Here is a 17,419-nt window from a genome sequence, read left to right on the forward strand (position 1 = left end):
GCGAGGCTTGGATGGAGCAAAACTCCACTGCCAGGCCATGCCCGAAAGATCGCCAAGTTGGGCCGAATCTCAGTGTCAAGCGGGGCCAGGTCTCGTTGTCGAAGCCAACCGCCAACCTGTCTCATGAGACACATCAAATTCTGGAGAAGGACGGATACCGGGCGCTGCTCTCCGTCGATGCGGGCCGCGTGGAGCTGCGCTCGCGGCGCGGCACGCAGATGCCGTCGGCATTCTCGGAGATCGTGGACGGAGCCGCGCGGCTCCCTGATGCGACGGCGGTCGACGGCGAACTGGTCGTGTGGGAAGGAGAAGGGCTCGCCTTCGAACGGCTCCAGCACCGCTTGCAGCGGCGCGGCGCCGGCGCGGTGCGGGCGGGTGAGTGGCCGACGCACTTCGTCGCATTTAAGGTTCGCAGATCATCAAACCTGCGCGGGTGTCTCTGGAGTACTCCTTCGTAAGGTTGAGTAAGTAGGGGTTTATCAGGAATGATGCGGCATCTACGACGCTAGCCGTTGGCAGGGGGTTCGGTGGCTGCGTTCAAACCCTTAGAGGCCGGGGATCCACAGCAGGTAGGGCGCTATCGGATCCTGGCCCGGCTCGGAGCCGGAGGTATGGGCCAGGTCTATTTGGGACGGTCGCCCGGCGGACGTCCTGTGGCCGTGAAGACGGTCCGTCCCGAGTTGGCTTGCGACGACGGTTTCCGACGCCGATTCGCCCGGGAGATCGCCGCCGCCCGGAGAGTCAACGGGGCTTTCACCGCTGGTGTGGTTGACGCCGATCCAGCCAGCTCGCTCGCCTGGCTGGCCACAGTCTATGTCCCTGGCGTCTCGCTCGGCGACGCTGTGGCTGGACACGGCCCGTGGCCCGCCGCGCACGTCTTCGCCCTCGGCGCCGGGCTGGCCGAGGCCTTGGAAGCCATCCATACTGCCGGAATTGTCCACCGGGACCTGAAGCCTTCCAACATTCTTCTGGCAGCCGACGGCCCTCGCGTCATCGACTTCGGTATTTCGTTGGCCAGCGATGCCAGCGGCCTGACCCGTACGGGAGAGGCTCCTGGCACTCCCGGTTTCATGTCCCCTGAACAGCTCCTTGGCCAGCCGGTCGGACCCGCCAGCGACGTCTTCGCTCTGGGTGCAGTGCTGGCCTACACCGCCACTGGTACCGGTCCGTTCGGTGATTGGCCCCCGGCTGCCGTGAATCACCGTGCCGCCTACGAGCCTCCCACCCTGGACGTCTTGCCTGCTGGCCTGCACAGGCTGGTGGCTGCCTGCCTCGCCAAGTCCCCTGGCCAGCGGCCTACTGTCGCTTATCTGCTCGAGCAGTTCGTCGGCGCTGGCGGCGGTGGCCAGAGCGAGGTGACCGCCGCGGAGTGGCTCGCCGGACCCGGCTGGATGCCGGAGCAGGTAGCCGAGCTCGTACACGCCCACACCTCCACCCCGCTCCCCCGTACTCCGCCGTCGGTAGCGTCCTTCGCTCCCGGGCCATCGACATCCCAGCCCGGTGCAGGCTCTTTACCCCAGACACCATCCCCCAGCAGAGGACGAGACCAATCTCCCCTTCGCCCCCCTTCCATGCTCCGCTACCGCATGACGGGGAGGCCGACGCCCTGCCACACCGGGGGCGTTATGGGCATGGCGTTTTCGCCTGACGGCTCCCTGCTGGCCACAGTGGGCGGCAACGAGATCCGGCTGTGGGACCCGGTCACACGCCAGGTCGGCGAGCCTTTCCCTGGCGTCGCCGTGGCGTTCTCGCCCGACGGCGCTGTCATGGCCACCGCCGGCCACAACGGCAACGTCCGGTTCTGGGACCCGGCAGCGCGTCGACAGACCGGTCAGCTCCACACAGAGACCGCCATCAAGTCGATGGTGATATCGTCTGGTGGCTCTCTCCTGGCCACGGGCGGTGACAACGAGATATGGCTGTGGGACGTGCCCGCCGGACAACTCGTCGGCAACCTGCCCACCAATCGCCCCACCGTTCAAGCTGCGTTCTCGCCTGATGGCACCCTGCTGGCCACCACCGACAGTTTCACAGAGCAGTTGTGGGACGTGACCACCTGCCAGCGGGTCGACGCTCCTGCTGACGACCGAGATGTGCGCGTCAAAAGGGCATGGGCAGTAGCCTTCTCACCTGAGGGGGTCCTCCTCACCACGGCTGGCAGAAACCCTGGTGAGGCATCGCCGCAGTGGCGAGAGATAGTCGAAGGCCACTGGTCTCACATGCAGGTGGCGTTCTCACCCGACTGTGCCCTCCTGGCCACTGCCACCGAGGACAAGACGGTGCGGGTGTGGGATCCCGCCCATCGCCGACTGATCAGCCAGCCTTTCCCCGTCCCAGTCAGCGTCCACCAAGACCATGTCACGGCGGTGGCCGTTTCATGCTGCGGTGCCTTCCTTGCAGTTGGCAAGCTGGACGGACGGGTAGGCCTGTACGAAGCAGCGCATTCCGCGAAGGCTGCAACACCGCCCTCACACGCAGCGACGTCGCTCCATGCGGGCACAACTGCGTTCTCCAGCACGCGACCGGTACCGCTTGCGCCGCTGGCCTACGACAACGGTCGGGTCCAGGCGGCGGCACTCTCGCCCGACGGCGCTTTCCTCGCCGCCAGCAGCGAGCAGGGACCCGTGCAGCTGTGGAATCTGGCCACCGGCCAACCCGTCCGCCAGTTCGGCGGTCAATCCCCCACGCGAGCTCCGAGATACCGCACGCGCATCCGCGTGGTGGCCTTCTCCCCCGACGGCGCCTACCTGACCGCAGTCACCAGCCGCGAACGTATCAACTTCGAGGTCGGAGCCCCCTCCGGCTACGAATGGTTGGTGGATATGTGGCAGGCGGGACCACACCAGTTCCCATACACGCTGTCCCTGCACGAGCGGTTCCGCTCAGGCTTCTCCGCGGTGGCCTTCTCGCCGGACCGCATCCACCTAGCCGCTGGCGTTGACGGGAGCCTGAGGATGTGGAACATGAGCACCCGCCAGTCCGTCAGTGACCGCTACCTGGGTAAGGACGACGGCGTCCGCGCAGTGACGTTCTCACCCGACGGCAAAACCCTAGCCACCGGGGGCCTTCACGGAGTGGCGCTGTGGGATCCGTTCTCCGGTAGTGACAGCGGCGACGTTCTCACTGGTCATCCCAACGGTATCTGTGCCGTGGCCTTCTCGCCCAACGGCGCTCTCCTCGCCGCAGCTAGCGACGACGGCACCGTAAGGCGGTGGCGTGTGGACTCCGGCCAACTCGTCAGCGATCACCGAACTGGCCACACCGGTACCATCATGGCCCTGGCGTACCTGGCCGACGGCAGCCTCCGGGCAGCCTGCGTCAAGGGCAGCACCGTCCAGTGCTGGATCATTCCTGGGTAACTTCCTGAGCATCAAGTGGCACACCGCGCCGTCAAGATTCCACGCGTCGCCTCGTCACTGCCGCGCACGCTCTCGTCTCCTCCCCAAGTGCAGATCACAGTGTGCCGCCGTCGAGCGACCAGCAGACACTGCCGTTTCGCCGCTGTCAGAAGCTCCGGGCTGAACCGGCTGGTCTGCGCAGCAGTTGACTCGTCCGGTCCTACGGCAGACGCGGGCCGAGCCCCACGCCCGCCTCGCCGGGAGTGTCTAATCAACGGCGGATCTGTTGATCATGGAGACGCCAAGTGAGTGAGATGACGATCGAGCAAGAGCCCGTGGTCGAGTCGGTCGGTGCGGCCACGTCGGACGAGCAGTTGATCGCGATGCTGGTTGACCGGGCTCGCGGTGAGGGCCTGCAACTGACTGGCGAGGGTGGGCTGTTGCAGCAGCTGACCAAGCGGGTGCTGGAGTCGGCCCTGGAAGGCGAGATCACCGATCACGTCGGCTATGAAAAGCACGATCCGGCCGGGAAGAACAACGGCAACTCCCGCAACGGCACCCGCGCCAAGACAGTGCTGACCGATGTCGGCCCGGTCGAGGTCAAGGTGCCCCGGGACGTGGCCGGGACCTTCGAGCCGCAGATAGTCAAGAAGCGGCAGCGCCGGCTGACCGGGGTGGACGAGACATCTCATGTCGTTGGCGGGTCAAGTTCGGCGGTCATGCGGCGAGGGTGAGACGTTCCGGGAAAGCCTTCTCGGCGTCGTAGAGGGTGCGGTTCCGGATGCAGTGGTAGAGGCAGCCGAGGAGCTTGTTGAACAGATTCCGGAGGGCCCGGGTATGGCGTTCGCCGCCGTCCCGCCGGCGGCCGTAGTGGGCACGTGGCTCGGAGGAACGCAGCGCCGCGAACGCCCACATGTAGCCCACGCGGCCAGGCGTCTGTTCTTGACGGTCCGGGCCACCACGATGTGGCTGCGGCCCGAGGCGCGGGTCACCGGCGCGGCGCCGGCGTATGCCTTGACAGCTCTGGCGTCGGCGAACCGGGTGGGGTCGTCGCCGATCTCTGCGAGCACGCGTGCGCCGGACATGACCGACAGGCCCGGCAAGCTGGTGATGATCTGTGCATCCGGGTGGGACAGGAACGCCTCCTCGGTGGCGTTGGAGAGGACGTCGCCGCTTGTACAGGCGGCGTCGAGCTGCCGCAGCAGGGCCGTGGTCTGGTTTCCCATCGCCTTTTCAACCAGCGGCAGTTGGCGCATCTGCTCCGAGCGGAACAGTTCCCGCAGACGCTCGACTTCCTCGTCGACTGAGCGGCGGAGCCGGCCCGCCCGGTTGAGCAGTGCGCGGAGCTGGCCGCGGGTGAACTTGGCGGCTGCGGCCGGGGTCGGCGCGGAGGTGAGGATCGCACGTGCATACGCGGAGTCGAGGCCGAGCTTGCCGCTGCCGTGGAAGGCCAGCAGGGCAGCCGGGAAGTATTCGCGCAGGTGGGAGCGGAGTCGGTTGACGAGTTGGCCCTTGTCCCAGATCGCGTCCTGGTGGGCGCGGGCGAGCACGGCCACGGCCTGTCCGAGCTCGCTGTCGGCAGGCAGCGGGCGGTGGGCCTTGATGTCGGTCCGCAAGATGTTGGCCAGGATTCGGGCGTCTGCGGCGTCCGACTTCGCGCGGGAGACGCTGCCGCGGTCCCGGTAGCGTGCCGCCGCGAGAGGATTGATCGCGTAGACCTTCCGGCCGGTCGCGCGCAGGGCTGCGACCAGCAGGCCGCGCGGCGTCTCGATGGCGACGGGGATCGGAGCGTCAGGGCTGTCGCCGTGGCGGGCCAGCAACTCCAGCAGGGCGCAGAGCCCCGGGTAGTCATCGCTGATCCGCAGCTTGGCAACCTGGTCACCATCGTGGTCAACGAGGGCTATGTCGTGGTGGCTCTCCGCCCAGTCGATGCCGCAGAACAAGCGGGTCACCGTGTCTCCTTGAATCAGTCAGGGCTCGTATGCGCAGGTCAACTCCCTGCGGAGCACGCGGCGCTCTAATAGAAGTGCTCCAGGCACGCCATCTCATGAGCCGTTCGTGTCTCCAGCGACCGGCAGGGACCTCGGTCTGCTGGAGAGCTCATGGCTCGCGATCTTCTGAGAGGTCGGCCCCTGCCGGCGGGCTGAGGACATGAAAGCTGTTGTGGCCGGCGGCGCCGGACGGGGCCTGTCTCGTCTCGGGGATCTCGTCCCGAATGGTCCTTAGGCCTCCGCCAGGCGACGCCACCGTGGACGCGGCCGGTCTGACCATGAGGGATCTCATCCCGGAACGGCGGCAGGCCTGCATCACGCGGGGGTGGTGGGCCCTTGCCACCTCTGGCTCAGGTCCACCAGTGAGCTATTAGATGGTGCTGTCGCTGTCCGCGAAGGGACTCACGCACGGAGAGATCTCCGCACATCTGGCCGAGGTGTATGGGGCCGAGGTGTCCAAGCAGACCATCTCCACGATCACCGACAAGGTCATGGAGGGCATGGCCGAATGGCAGAACCGTCCGCTGGACCGCGTCTATCCGGTCCTGTTCGTGGATGCCATCAACGTCAAGATCCGGGATGGCCAGGTCGCGAACAGGCCGATCTACGTTGTCATGGCCGTCACGGCCGAGGGCACCCGCGACATCCTCGGCATCTGGGCCGGGGACGGCGGTGAGGGCGCGAAGTACTGGCTGCACATCTTCACCGAGCTGAAGAACCGCGGCCTGGACGACGTGCTGATGCTGGTCTGCGACGGGCTCAAGGGCCTGCCCGAGGCGGTGGAGACCGTCTGGCCTCGCACGATTGTTCAAACCTGTGTCGTTCACCTGCTCCGGAACAGCTTCCGTTACGCAGCCCGCCAGGACTGGGACAAGGTCGCCAAAGCGCTCAAGCCCGTCTACACCGCCCCCAGCGAGGACGCGGCGACTGAGCGGTTCCTGGAGTTCCAGGAGGCATGGGGCCGGAAGTATCCGGCGATCGTGAAGCTGTGGTCGGACGCCTGGGCCGAGTTCGTGCCCTTCCTCTCCTTCGACGTCGAGATCCGCAAGGTCATCTGCAGCACGAACGCGATTGAGAGCGTCAACGTGCGGATACGCAAGGCCGTTCGCGCTCGCGGCCACTTCCCGTCGGAGACCGCTGCCCTCAAGTGCGTCTACATGGCGCTGATGAGCCTCGACCCGACCGGCAAGGGCCGCAAGAGGTGGACCATGCGCTGGAAGGCACCACTGAACGCCTTCCAGATCGCCTTCGAAGGCCGGCTCACCCCGGCCAACAACTGAACCTCAACAACCAAGATCAGCCGTTAAATTGACACACCCGGCTTGGGCTGCCGCACGTTCTTTAGCCCGCGCCGGCATCCCGGGCGGCGAACAGGCCGAGCGGCATGAGCGAAGGCGCTGACGAGACATCGGAGTACGACGCGTTATCGAAGCCGACACCGCAGGAGGGCTGCCGCGTCAGGCGTCGACCAAGTCGAGGAGTTCTTCGAAGCGTCGAGCAACGTGCTCATCCCCGCCGGCCCTCTTCACCGCGCGGTCCTCCTGAAGCTCGTAGAGGTCATCGCGGATGATCTCGCTGGTCTTCCTTGAACATCTGCTCAATCAGGGACGCGGTGCTGTTGCTGCTCACCGACCTGATCGGCAACCAAGACGCCGCCGAAGGCCAGGACCTGGACTACCAACAGGCCCACTACGGCTCGGAAGAGAAGGCCAGCGAGGAACTGGCCAACCACGTCGTCGCCTTCGCCAACCACACCAGCGGTCTTTTCATCTGGGCATGGCCGAGCAAGGGGATCCCGCGCACTCCGCAGAGTCGGGACGCCAGCACGGGGTCGGCGAGGCGGAGCAGGTCCGGGAGCGTCGCCGTCTTCGTCGTGGTGCGGTGCTCCTTCCAGTGGTGGAGGGCCTGGTGAGCCGAGCGTTCTCCGGGTCGGGGTCATCGTGGTGGCCGGATCGGACAGGGCCCAGGCTGCGAACTCCAGTGGCCGGGCTGGTCAGTCCAGGTCGGTGGTGCCGACGGTGGCGCGGGGTCGGTTGCGTGCCCAGCACTTGCGGTTGCCGACGCGGTAGAGGAGTTCGACGCCACGCCTGGCGACCGAGGCCGGGAAGCTGGGGTCGTTGGCACGGGCGTAGCGCAGGGCGGCGAGGGTGATGTCCGGCAGGTGGTGTCCGTGAGCTGTGCGCAGCCCCACCGCCTGGTCGTCGTCCGCGGCCGGGTTCGCCGGCGCCGTCGCCGCCGCCGTGGTGGTGGTGTCGGCCGGGGGTGGGGCTGTTAGGACCAGGTCAGCCCGCCGGCTTTCGCGGCCTTCTGTGCGGTGGTCTGTCCCACGGGGCGGAGCGTAGAGCCGCCGCGTCGGCTCAGCGGAGGAGGTCGAGCAGGAGACCGACGACGTCGGCCGCGGCCGACGGGTCGAGCCGGCCGAGCGAGGCGAAAGCTGGCGGGCGCGCGCTGCGTGCCCGCAGCATCGGGCCGCGCAGGAGCGGGTGCCGTGGGCAGCCCCGAGGGCGTGAACGCCTCGCCGGGACTTCGGTGTTGTTACGCACTTTCGGGTGTGCAGGTGGCCGGTGGTGGGGTGGCGCGTGCGGGCGGAGGGAGGGGTGCGGTCAGTGCTGAAGCGGTCGAGGCAGGTCGTCGGCGCCCCGGCTGGTACGTTCACTACATACATGGACGTTACAACCGAGAGTGACAGAAATATGGGCAATTCGTAACACCCTTCACGCCTCGTCCACATCGGCAGGCGGGGGCGGCAGATTGCGGGCACTCGGCCACCCGGCCGGGACCCGGCACACCGGACCCGCGGCACGCACGTGCCGGGACACGGGTCTGCCGCAACGAAACGAGGGGCAACCTTGTCCGCTTCCCTGTCTGTCACCGCCCGCCGCCTGGCCGCTGCCGTCCTGACGGCCGGCGCCCTGGCCGGCGCCGCCGCGGCATCGGCCTCCGCCGACAACGGCACGCGCCTGCACCGCGCGCAGGTGGAGATCAGCGACGTGCAGCACTCCCTTGGCCACGACAACCGCAGCAACCGCTCGTTGAACATGGAGTGGGTCGACGTCACCAACACCTCCCACCGCAGCGTGAACCTCGACGGCTGGACGCTGTCCGACGAGGACGGCCGCACCTACACCTTCCGCCACTACCGCCTGGAGGGCCGCTCCACCGTCCGCGTCCACACCGGCGTCGGCCGCGACAGCGGCACCGACCTCTACCAGGACCGCCGCACCTCGGTGTGGGACCGCCACTCCGACACCGCCACTCTCGCCAACGACCACGGCCGCATCATCGACACCGCCTCCTGGGGCAACGACCGCCACGCCCCCTCCCGGGGCAACGACCGCCACGCCCCCTCCTGGAGCAACGACCGCCGCGGCCACGACGAGCGCGAGGGCCGTCTCGAAGGGCGCGAGAGCCGTCACGAGGGGCGTTAGGGCCACCACGGCCGCCACGGCCACGGGCAGGCCCAGGCGATGAAGTAGCCACTTGCCCGCGTCCACGAGGGGCGTGCCCCAGGCCACTGCCTGGGGCACGCCCATTTGTTCGGACCGGCCGAAAGGCGAGAACACGCCGGCATGACAACGACAGGCGCCCCTCGCCGGTGGCCTCTCATGCCGGAACGGGCCCTGTCCCCGCACCACATACGGGCGGCGCACGTGAGGTCGGCAGCTGCTGCTCATTGACTGTGTGGGAGCGTGTCCTGGCGTGCATGAGTGTGTGTCGTCGACCGCCGCCCGCCCGAGGCCCGAGAGGGCACGACAGTTCTCACCTCGCATGCGTGGCCTTTGCTGATCCATCTCACCACCCGGGGGCCTGCCCCGCTCGGTCAACAGCATCGCCTGACAGTCCTTCATCGCCGCGTTCACCGGGGCCGGCGAGTCCTGACCCGCGTGCAGTTGTGTCCTGCGGGTGGACCGGCCATCACCGACAAGACACACTCTCCATCCGGCTCCATCCGTTCGCGGACACACCCCTGCTTTCACCGCCGTGCCCGCGGACCACAAAAGAAAGGCCCACGTCATGTCTGAAAGCCAGACCCACACCACCGAGTTGACCTCGCAGTACCTCGCCCAGGTGACGGGCGACCTTGAGAGCAATACCAAGGAGCAGGAACGTATCGCTGCGGACATCGAGGCCCTGCAGGAGCAGTTGGGTGCCCTGCAGCACGACCACACCGTGCTGGTGAACATGCAGCAGGCACTCGGCGACGCGCGCCCCGCCACCAAGACGGACACCACAGCCGCGCCGGCCGTGCCGCACCAGGCATCCGCCGCACCCAGGCAGAGCAAGCCGAAGAAGGCCGCCGCCACGGGTACGAAGAAGAAGGCGCCCAAAAAGACCGGCACCGGCGCCTCGCCCGCGCAGGCATCCACGACAGCCGCCAAGCCGACCCTCGTCGACCTGATCCGCGACCACCTCGGACAACAGAGCGAGCCGCGTTCCGCCGCCGAAATCTGCGCCGCACTCACCCAGGCCCACCCCGACCGCAACATCAAGACCACCGTCGTGCGCACCACCCTGGAAAACCTGGTCGCCAAGAGCCACGCCCACCGCACCAAGCAGGGCTCATCCGTCTACTACACCGCGACGGCCGCGGAAAAGCCTGCCGCAGCCGAGCCGCAGCAGGAGGCAGTAGCCGACTGAACTCCCCCACCCGTGCCCTCGCACCGCCGCCGGGACGGGCACGGGGACGGGGACGGTGCCAAGCACCCGGCCGCCGTGCGGATGCGGGCCCGATCACAGTTTTCACGCACGAGTCGAGTGCTCAGCTTGTGCAGATGATCCCTGCGGCGGTCGCCGATCCGGGCATGGATCCTGGCGACCCGGCGCCGGGCCTTGGCTCGATTGGCCCCCTCTCCCCTGGCTTTGCGGGCAAGCGCCCGCTGCGCGTGGGCGAGGCGGGCACGGTCGCGGCGCTCATGCCGCGGGTTCGTCGAGCATGCCCCGCACGACGACGGTGGCCAACGCCGCCGCGGCACCGCCGGTTTCCCCCGTGCAGACCACTCAGGCGCGCGGGCCTGAGCAGCCCTTTGGACATCACGGCTCCCCACCCGCACAGAGGAAGAAGCGCACCCGCCGGAACGCGGCCATCGTGACCGGTGTGCTGGTGGCGGCCTGCGCCGCGGGGGTCACCGCGTATGGGCTCACCCGCCCCGACATCCCGCCGGACAACTCCTTCCCCCGGCCGCATACAAGCTTGAACTACTCCCGACGCTGGCCAACGACCGCTACAGGCACGGCACCGACCTCACCGTAAAAATCGGCGCCGACGATGGGTGCATAGCCAGCCGGGGCAAGAACCTCACGTCCGTTGGCGCCTCCTGCCTTCCCGTCTCCGGCGATGCCCCGTATTCGGAAATCGACTTCGCCGGCGTATACGGCCAGTTCAAGGAACCGGCTCGGACACAGCAGAACCGGATGAAGTACACCGCCATGGACGGCGAAGAACGACTGGACCGTGACAGTGCTCCCCAAAGACATGACCCCGTCCGGATCGGACGCAAAGAGGTGTCCTCGCCGCGGGCGAACGCGTCGCGTCGAAGACGCGCAACCTGCACCTGAAGAAGCTCCCCGGTCTGGGCGCGAGCAAGTGGACGAACAGTCGCGAGCCACCCGAGAGGCCCGCCGAGACCTTCCGTCATTGGTGGAAGAAGAACCGCTCATGACCGCTCCCGTTTCCAGCACGAGGTCCTCGTCGCCCGAGCAGATCCTGGCCCGCGTACGCTACCGCCCTCGCCGATGCACCCCCGGTGCCAGCGGCCACCCGCGCCTACTCCACAACCCACACTGCCGACAGCTCGGAAGCTGTCCTCGACCTGCTCCACGAGAACATGGCCGACTACAGAGCGGTCGTGCACCGCGCCGTCGAGAGCGAACTCCCCTCCCTCATCGCGACGTTGCTGACCCAGCACGGCTCCCGCACTGTCGTCGTTCCACCCGGCCCTTCTGGCAACTGGCTGCCCGACTCGGCCGTGGAACAGCGCACCGACCAGGATGCCTCCACCGGCGCGGCCCTGACGCCGTACGACCTCGACTCCACCGACGCCGTGATCACCACCCGCGCGCTGGCCATCGCGGAGACCGGCACGATCGTCCTGGACGGCGGCCCGGGTCAGGGCCGCCGGGCTTTCACCCTCGTCCCGGACCTGCACATCTGCGTCATACAGGGCCCGGACCAGATCGTCGCCTTCGGTCCCGCAAGCTCTCTCTCGCCTCGATCCCTCACACCGGCTGACGTGAATCTCAGGACCGTCCGCGACCAGCGACATCGAGCTGGACCGGGTCGAGGGGGTGCACGGGCCCCGTATCCTGCACGTGGTGCTGATCACCGCGTGACGAGAGTTCGCCATGACGTTTCAGGCTCATCGTCAAGTGCGCCACCGAGGCGACAGCACCTCCGTGTCCATACGGTGTCGCTGCTCAAGATGCGCGGCCCGATGCGGCCGACGAGGCTTTCCTCGTCGAACCGCACCGGCCTGACGCATCCTGCTACAAGTGGTCCTCCGCCAAACCGGCCATCGCCTCATGGCCGCGCGCGTGGGGACGGAACGCCATGGACAGGTTGACCCGCGGCGCCGCCCCCTCGCGGATCTGCGCGAGCAGCTCACCGTGTCGTACGTGTTCATCACCCATGACCTGGCGGTCGCCCAGCAGGTCACGGACGAGGTCATCGTCATGCGGCGGGGTCGCGTGGTCGAGCACGGGTCAACCGACTGGGTGCTCAGCACGCCCGAACACCCTGATACGCGGGGGCTGTTGGATGCGGCGCCGCGCGAGGGGTGGCGCCGGTGCGGGCGGCTCGCTGAGCAGGTCCGGTGCGGCCGTCACGCACCGGACTTCCGGCGGAGTGCTCAGGTGTCGGCGCCCAGGTAGTACGAGAGCAGGTCCGCGACCTCGGACGGGGCGCCCTGCCAAGCGGTGAGGAAAGCGGATGGCGCCTCAGCCGGAGGTGCTCCGTTGCAGGGGCACACAAGGGTCATCGCCGTCGCCTTGCGCCCGCGGGCCTTCCGAACCGCATGGCTCGTCCTTCTGGGGGGTGTTGCAGGGGTGGAGGGCTGTTCTGCCCGGATGTCGGTACGAGTGAGTCGCAGGCGATGCGGCGCGACCCGTACCGCGGGTCCTCGCGTCCCCTGCCGTAGCAGCCGAGAGGGAGGTGTTGTGGTGGACGGTATGGCCCTGGCGGCGGCGATTGCGCTTGCCGCGGTCTTCGGGGTCGCGGCGGTCGCCAAGCTGACCGACCGCGACGGGTTGCGTCGCACCATGGTCGACTTCGGGGTGCCCACCCGGGCCGCGGTGCCCCTCGGACGGCTCCTCGTGATGGGCGAGTTCGTCATCGCTCTGGCTCTCGTGGTACGTCCGTCGGCGCGCGACGGTGCACTGGGGGCGCTTGTGTTGTTGATCGTTTTCAGCGGGGTCATCGCGCTGAACGTGTCACGCGGGCGGGCCCCCGCCTGTCACTGTTTCGGACGGCTGCACGCCGCTCCGGTCGGGTGGTCGACCGTCGCCCGCAACGTGCTCCTCGCCACCCTCGCGGGATTCGTCGCCGCCGGCGGACACCTCCCCTGGCTCTTCGCGGGACTCGCAGCCATCGTGTCGGCGCTCTGGATCACCCTATGGGCGAAACAAGGCGGGAAGGTGCGGCCGGGCATGCCGGCACCCGACTTCTCGCTGCCGGATGAAGCAGGGCGGACGTGGACCATGAGGGACTTGCTGGTGGGGGGCCGTCCGCTTCTCCTTGTTTTCAGCGATCGCGCGTGCGGCGCCTGCAGTTCACTGCTCCCGCAGGTGGCCCGGTGGCAGCAGGATCACGACGAGCGCGTGACCATTGCCGTCGTGAGCGGGGGCGCCCGCCCGGTGCCCCTCGTCGGAGCGGGCGAAGCCGGGCTGCGACGGCTGCTGGCGGACCCTGACCGCCATGTGCTTGCGGCCTACGGGGTCACGGCCACGCCCAGCGCGGTGCTGATCGACGCCGAGCGGATCATCGCGGCCGTGCCAGCGGTCGGCGCGGCGGAGATCAGCGACCTCGTCTCCAAGGCCCTCCAGCCCCTTGACAGGTCGACGATCGCACGGCGGGCGGTGTTGTTCGCGTCGGCCACGCTGGTTCCTGCTCTCGCCTCGGCCTGCGCGGTGGGCCGCGGCGTCAGCGGCATCACCCCCTCCAAGCGGCCGCCGAAACAGCTCGCGGCGGGCCGCGGATGGCTGTGCGATCAGCGTTACGCACTGTGCACCTCAGCCGCGTGCGAGCCGTCACCGAACGATCCGGGCATCGTCATCTGCCACTGCGTGGTCCAGGACGGCTACTCGTTCGGGTTCGCCTCGTGTGCCGAGCGCGCGCCGGCGCAGGACAGGCTGGTTTCCACGTTCTCGGTGCAGAACACCACCAGCCGGACGCATACCATGACCTGCACCACCCGCGCCCGATGGGCGAACTGCCTGGATGTGGTCTGCGAGATCGATCCCCACAACCCCCGTCAGGCCCTGTGCCGTTGCCAGTCGGTGGAGAGCGAGAATTTCTTGACGTTCGGCGGCAACTGCGACACCAAGACCTGCACCACGGTGATCTGGTCAGCGGCAACCAAGCAGTTGCCAGGCGTCGCCGAGTACAAGAGCGCCATGAAGAGCATTGGTCATCCTGTCACGTTCCCCGAGTCGTGTCCCAGCGGTTCCCCCCAGCGGTAGGTGTGTGCCGAACGTTTCCCCGAGCGTCAAGGCGTTCTGGGTGCTGCCCGAGCCGTCGCGGAAGCTCACGCCAAGAACGCCCGGGAGGAAGCCGCCGCCAAGGCCTTCGCCGACCAGGGCGCAGACGTTCTTCGGGGAACGGCGGGCGCCCAGGAACCCGACGGCCATCTATAGCCGCAGCCGCCCGCCTGGCCTTGTGAGGTGTCCCCCGGCCCTGCACAGACGGCAGCACGGCCATGTCTCGGCCTCACCGGTGAGGAGGCCTATCAGGTCATGTTCCACCGGCCGGAGCCATGAGAACGGGCCCCGTCAGCCGGACGGCACCACGGGTAGACAGCCCAACAGGACGTCAGCCAGTGGTAGAGCCACGACCACCGGAACCTGCGTACGAGTGTCAATGTCAGTGGTTCTGCGTCATGTGGTCGAGGACTTGGGTGGCGCTGTCGGGTGCGAAGGCGCTGTCGATTCCCTCGGCGGCGCCTTCGGCTGCTTCCGTGGAGCGGGGCAGCATCAGGGCCTCGTAGGCGCGGACGGCCTCGTCGGTGGTGCTGTGGGTGATGAGGGCCCGGGCGAGGTCGGCGCCGTCGAGCATGGCGAGGTTGGCGCCCATGCCGGAGAAGGGGGACATCAGGTGCGCGGCGTCGCCCAGGAGGGTGATGCCGGGCTTGTGCTGCCAGGTGTGGGGCACCGGCAGGGAGTACAGGGGCCGGTTGATATACCCGCTGTCGGTGTCGGTGATGAAGCCGAGCAGGTCGGAGTTCCAGCCGGTGAACTCCTTGAGGAGTGCTTCGCGAACGGCGCGGTCATCGGACAGGTCGACGCCGGCGTTGTGGTGCCAGTGCTCGTCGGTGCGTATGCCGATGTAGACGCGTATGTGCTGGTGGCTGTTGCGCTGGGCGACGAAGCCGTGGTTGTTGTCGAGGGCCATCATCGTGCCGTCGCCGGTGAGTGAGGCGAGTGCGCGGTGGCGGGTGTCCGCGTTGTCGAGGCCGGTTTCGACGAACGTGACACCGGTGTAGAGGGGCATCGCGTCGGAGAGCAGGCGGCGGACTTTCGACCAGGCGCCGTCGGCTCCGACGACGAGATCGGCCTCGGTCGTGGTGCCGTCGGCGAAGTGCAGTCGGTGGACGCCGTCGGTGACGGGTTCGGCGTGCGTGAGTTTGTGGCTCCAGCGGACGGTGTCCGGCGTGAGGGAGTTCAGCAGGAGGTCGCGCAACTGGCCCCGGTCGATTTCCGGGTTGCCGTCCGTGTCGGCCTCTGGCGGGACGGCGTCGAACAGGACGCGTCCGTCGCGGCCGACCAGGCGCATCTGCCGGCCTTCGGGGCGGGCCAACGCCAGGAACTTGTCCAGCAGTCCGGCTTCGCGCAGGGCGTGCCGGCCGGAGTCGGGGTGCATGTCGAGGGTGCCGCCCTGGTTGCGGGCCGTATCGGAGGCGTCCAGGTCGTGGACAGTGGCGGCGATGCCGTGCTGCTGGAGGATGCGGGCGCAGGTCAGGCCGCCGAGGCCGGCGCCGATGATCGCGATGCGGGGTGCGGTGGAGGCGTACATGGTGATGCTCCGCTCATGGGTGCGCTCAACAGGAGGAAGGGCCGGCCCTCGGTCGGGCCGCGCCGACGGCCGGCGCTTCCAGAAGAGCACCCCCAGCCCAAAAGTGCAACAACTCAACTTTTGAAGTTGTGCAACCAAAAGAGTAGGGTTGAGGCGTGAACGAGACAACTGCGGGGCACGAACCGATGGGGCGCCGCGAACGCAAGAAGGCCGCCACCCGGCAGTCCCTGGCCGATGCCGCGCTGTGCCTCTTCCTCGAACGTGGCTACGACCAAGTCGGCATCCGGGACATCGCTGATGCCGCGGACGTGTCCACCACCACGCTGTTCAAGCACTTCCCCGTGAAAGAGGCGCTCGTCTTCGACGAGGACGCGGAACAGGAATCGCGGCTGCTGGCCGCCGTGCGCGAGCGGCACCAAGGCCAGTCCGTCCTGACCGCCCTGCGCGAGCACGCCCTCCGTTACCGGGTCGAGGCTGCGGACGGCGAGGCGGACTTCGCGGCCTTCGCCGCACTCGTGGAGAGCACCCCCGCCCTGCGCGACTACGCCCAGAACATGTGGCTGCGCCACGAAACCGCGCTCGCGCACGCCATCGCCGAGGCAACCGGAGTTCCCGCCGACGATCCGCACTGCGCGGCACTCGCCCATTTCGTCCTGGAAGCACCCCGCACCGCCCGAGGCCACGCCGACCGCCATGAGAGGGTGAGCCGTGCCTTCGACCTCCTCGGACGCGGCTGGAACAGCATCAACCCCAGCGCCTGAGCGCACACCTTGTCTGCATGGAGCCTGGCGGGACGTCGGCGACGCGGACCGCGCCGGGTACGGATGAGCGGGATCCCGCGGACCAGCGGCTTCAGACCGAGACCGTCGTGCACGTTGGCACCGGAGATGTGGTCGCGGTGCGCGATCGACTCCGTCAGCGTGCGGGCGGCAAGAGGGGGCCGCCGACCGGACCGAATCCGACCGACCGTGGCAAGCCGGGATCGAAAATCCACCTGAGCGCAGACCTGAACGGACTGCCCCTGTCGCTGAGCCACCACGTGCCGGAACAGCACCCATAACTCGTCCGGCACTCACCGCTCAACCAGATCCGTCATGCACGGTTTAACTAACGATCACGCCATAAGGAACGGCGTCTTGGGCGTGCCGCTGCTGAGGGGGCCGGGCCGAGGAAGGGGAACTCGGCCCGGCCCGGTCAGCAGCGGCGGCGCCGCGCGGGGCGTGCCGGGCAGGTGCACGGGCGCCGGACCGCCCTCCGGCCCGCTCTCCCCGGCCGGGGGCGGCGGGACAGGTCCGTCACAGGCCCAGGGAGATGGCCAGCCGGGTGAGTTCGGCGGTGCTGTTGATGTTGAGCTTGGCCCGGATACGGCGGAGGTAGGCGTCGACGGTGTGCTTGGACAGCCCCATCTGGCGGGCTGCCTGCAGGTAGGTGCGCCCGGCGGCGATATGGCGCAGCGTCTCCCGTTCACGCGGGGCCAGCGCAGGTGCGGGGGCCTGGGTCTGCGGTGCGGTGAGGGTGAGGCTCATGGGATTTCCTCCGACGGATCGTCTCGGTCATCACTGCTCACACCCTCGGAAGCAGGGAACAAATGCCCGATTGCTGCGATTTGTCCGTTTCGAAAAGACTGCCGGGGCGACGTCATGACGGTGTCCGCCGACTGTCACAGGCGTGTCACAGGCCACATCCGCGCCCACGCCGGACGCGCGCTCACCGGCACGAGCCGTACCGGCTGCAAAGATGGTCTCCCCCTCCCCCATCACCGTCCTCGCAGCCCTGCAACAGGGCGGCCGGCCCTCGGAGTTGGCATCACTATCTCCCCCTGCCGAGTACGTGGCCAAGGCGGGATATCACCGGCTCCCAAGGCACTG

General features: G+C 68.2%; 12 protein-coding genes and 7 pseudogenes. 11 read left to right on the forward strand and 8 right to left on the reverse strand.

The window, feature by feature from the left end; genetic code table 11:
* The first annotated feature begins 11 nt into the window (after window positions 1-11).
* The 3 genes and pseudogenes from OG390_RS01010 to OG390_RS01020 form a co-directional block, all read left to right on the forward strand.
* Complete coding sequence (locus tag OG390_RS01010; RefSeq protein ID WP_406164549.1) at window positions 12-458, forward strand: hypothetical protein; 447 nt, start codon at window positions 12-14, stop codon at window positions 456-458.
* A gap of 153 nt (window positions 459-611) precedes the next feature.
* The gene (locus OG390_RS01015; protein WP_406164550.1) at window positions 612-3,359 is read left to right on the forward strand and encodes a protein kinase domain-containing protein; all 2,748 of its coding nucleotides are present in this window, start codon (window positions 612-614) and stop codon (window positions 3,357-3,359) included.
* Window positions 3,360-3,721: 362 nt separating this feature from the next.
* Window positions 3,722-4,021 (forward strand): annotated as a pseudogene (locus tag OG390_RS01020) (transposase); the annotation flags it as partial.
* 34 nt (window positions 4,022-4,055) lie between these two features.
* Here OG390_RS01020 and OG390_RS01025 read toward each other — a convergent pair.
* Window positions 4,056-5,305, reverse strand: a pseudogene (locus OG390_RS01025) (IS110 family transposase).
* Window positions 5,306-5,703: 398 nt separating this feature from the next.
* On the opposite strand from OG390_RS01025, the pseudogene OG390_RS01030 reads away from it, so the two are divergent.
* A pseudogene (locus tag OG390_RS01030) lies at window positions 5,704-6,609 on the forward strand (IS256 family transposase); the annotation flags it as partial.
* A gap of 305 nt (window positions 6,610-6,914) precedes the next feature.
* Window positions 6,915-7,241 (forward strand): hypothetical protein, encoded by a 327-nt coding sequence (locus OG390_RS01035; protein WP_406164551.1) that lies wholly within the window; start codon window positions 6,915-6,917, stop codon window positions 7,239-7,241.
* Between the two features lie 81 nt (window positions 7,242-7,322).
* On the opposite strand, the gene OG390_RS01040 is transcribed toward OG390_RS01035, so the two are convergent.
* The gene (locus OG390_RS01040) at window positions 7,323-7,520 is read right to left on the reverse strand and encodes a hypothetical protein (RefSeq protein WP_406164552.1); all 198 of its coding nucleotides are present in this window, start codon (window positions 7,518-7,520) and stop codon (window positions 7,323-7,325) included.
* 658 nt (window positions 7,521-8,178) lie between these two features.
* Here OG390_RS01040 and OG390_RS01045 point away from each other — a divergent pair.
* Complete coding sequence (locus OG390_RS01045; protein WP_406164553.1) at window positions 8,179-8,757, forward strand: lamin tail domain-containing protein; 579 nt, start codon at window positions 8,179-8,181, stop codon at window positions 8,755-8,757.
* A 586-nt stretch (window positions 8,758-9,343) separates the two neighbouring features.
* Window positions 9,344-9,967 (forward strand): BlaI/MecI/CopY family transcriptional regulator, encoded by a 624-nt coding sequence (locus OG390_RS01050; RefSeq protein WP_406164554.1) that lies wholly within the window; start codon window positions 9,344-9,346, stop codon window positions 9,965-9,967.
* Between the two features lie 98 nt (window positions 9,968-10,065).
* Here the strand turns inward: OG390_RS01050 and OG390_RS01055 are convergent.
* Window positions 10,066-10,260 (reverse strand): annotated as a pseudogene (locus OG390_RS01055) (transposase); the annotation flags it as partial.
* Between the two features lie 725 nt (window positions 10,261-10,985).
* On the opposite strand from OG390_RS01055, the pseudogene OG390_RS01060 reads away from it, so the two are divergent.
* Window positions 10,986-11,659 (forward strand): annotated as a pseudogene (locus OG390_RS01060) (lactate utilization protein C).
* Window positions 11,660-11,812: 153 nt separating this feature from the next.
* On the opposite strand, the gene OG390_RS01065 reads toward OG390_RS01060, so the two are convergent.
* Together OG390_RS01065 and OG390_RS01070 are read right to left on the reverse strand one after the other, a co-directional pair.
* Window positions 11,813-12,025 (reverse strand): hypothetical protein, encoded by a 213-nt coding sequence (locus OG390_RS01065; RefSeq protein WP_406164555.1) that lies wholly within the window; start codon window positions 12,023-12,025, stop codon window positions 11,813-11,815.
* Between the two features lie 149 nt (window positions 12,026-12,174).
* Window positions 12,175-12,303, reverse strand: coding sequence for a hypothetical protein (locus tag OG390_RS01070; protein ID WP_406164556.1), 129 nt, complete (start codon window positions 12,301-12,303; stop codon window positions 12,175-12,177).
* A 190-nt stretch (window positions 12,304-12,493) separates the two neighbouring features.
* Between OG390_RS01070 and OG390_RS01075 the strand changes: the two genes are divergently transcribed.
* Entirely contained in the window at window positions 12,494-14,002 is a 1,509-nt protein-coding gene (locus OG390_RS01075; protein WP_406164557.1) for a MauE/DoxX family redox-associated membrane protein, read from the forward strand.
* A 400-nt stretch (window positions 14,003-14,402) separates the two neighbouring features.
* Here OG390_RS01075 and OG390_RS01080 read toward each other — a convergent pair whose 3' ends face one another.
* Window positions 14,403-15,551, reverse strand: coding sequence for an FAD-dependent oxidoreductase (locus OG390_RS01080; RefSeq protein WP_406164558.1), 1,149 nt, complete (start codon window positions 15,549-15,551; stop codon window positions 14,403-14,405).
* 185 nt (window positions 15,552-15,736) lie between these two features.
* Here OG390_RS01080 and OG390_RS01085 point away from each other — a divergent pair, with 185 nt between their 5' ends.
* The gene (locus OG390_RS01085; protein ID WP_406177441.1) at window positions 15,737-16,312 is read left to right on the forward strand and encodes a TetR/AcrR family transcriptional regulator; all 576 of its coding nucleotides are present in this window, start codon (window positions 15,737-15,739) and stop codon (window positions 16,310-16,312) included.
* Window positions 16,313-16,320: 8 nt separating this feature from the next.
* On the opposite strand, the pseudogene OG390_RS01090 reads toward OG390_RS01085, so the two are convergent.
* A pseudogene (locus tag OG390_RS01090) lies at window positions 16,321-16,440 on the reverse strand (IS5/IS1182 family transposase); the annotation flags it as partial.
* A 1-nt stretch (window position 16,441) separates the two neighbouring features.
* Between OG390_RS01090 and OG390_RS01095 the strand changes: the two are divergent.
* A pseudogene (locus OG390_RS01095) lies at window positions 16,442-16,584 on the forward strand (IS5/IS1182 family transposase); the annotation flags it as partial.
* Window positions 16,585-16,846: 262 nt separating this feature from the next.
* Here OG390_RS01095 and OG390_RS01100 read toward each other — a convergent pair.
* Window positions 16,847-17,077, reverse strand: a complete 231-nt coding sequence (locus OG390_RS01100) for a response regulator transcription factor (RefSeq protein WP_406164559.1) — start codon at window positions 17,075-17,077, stop codon at window positions 16,847-16,849.
* Between the last annotated feature and the right edge of the window lie 342 nt (window positions 17,078-17,419).

The sequence above is a fragment of the Streptomyces sp. NBC_00996 genome, from assembly GCF_045162675.1.
Classification (GTDB): Bacteria; Actinomycetota; Actinomycetes; order Streptomycetales; family Streptomycetaceae; genus Streptomyces.

Excerpts from the sequence above, each read along its gene's own strand:
- OG390_RS01070 (WP_406164556.1), bottom strand. The coding sequence starts at position 12,303 with ATGACCCTTGTGTGCCCCTGCAACGGAGCACCTCCGGCTGAGGCGCCA.
- OG390_RS01010 (WP_406164549.1), top strand. The coding sequence starts at position 12 with ATGGAGCAAAACTCCACTGCCAGGCCATGCCCGAAAGATCGCCAAGTT.
- OG390_RS01015 (WP_406164550.1), top strand. The coding sequence starts at position 612 with ATGGGCCAGGTCTATTTGGGACGGTCGCCCGGCGGACGTCCTGTGGCC.
- OG390_RS01075 (WP_406164557.1), top strand. The coding sequence starts at position 12,494 with ATGGCCCTGGCGGCGGCGATTGCGCTTGCCGCGGTCTTCGGGGTCGCG.
- OG390_RS01050 (WP_406164554.1), top strand. The coding sequence starts at position 9,344 with ATGTCTGAAAGCCAGACCCACACCACCGAGTTGACCTCGCAGTACCTC.
- OG390_RS01085 (WP_406177441.1), top strand. The coding sequence starts at position 15,737 with ATGGGGCGCCGCGAACGCAAGAAGGCCGCCACCCGGCAGTCCCTGGCC.
- OG390_RS01080 (WP_406164558.1), bottom strand. The coding sequence starts at position 15,551 with ATGTACGCCTCCACCGCACCCCGCATCGCGATCATCGGCGCCGGCCTC.
- OG390_RS01100 (WP_406164559.1), bottom strand. The coding sequence starts at position 17,077 with ATGAGCCTCACCCTCACCGCACCGCAGACCCAGGCCCCCGCACCTGCG.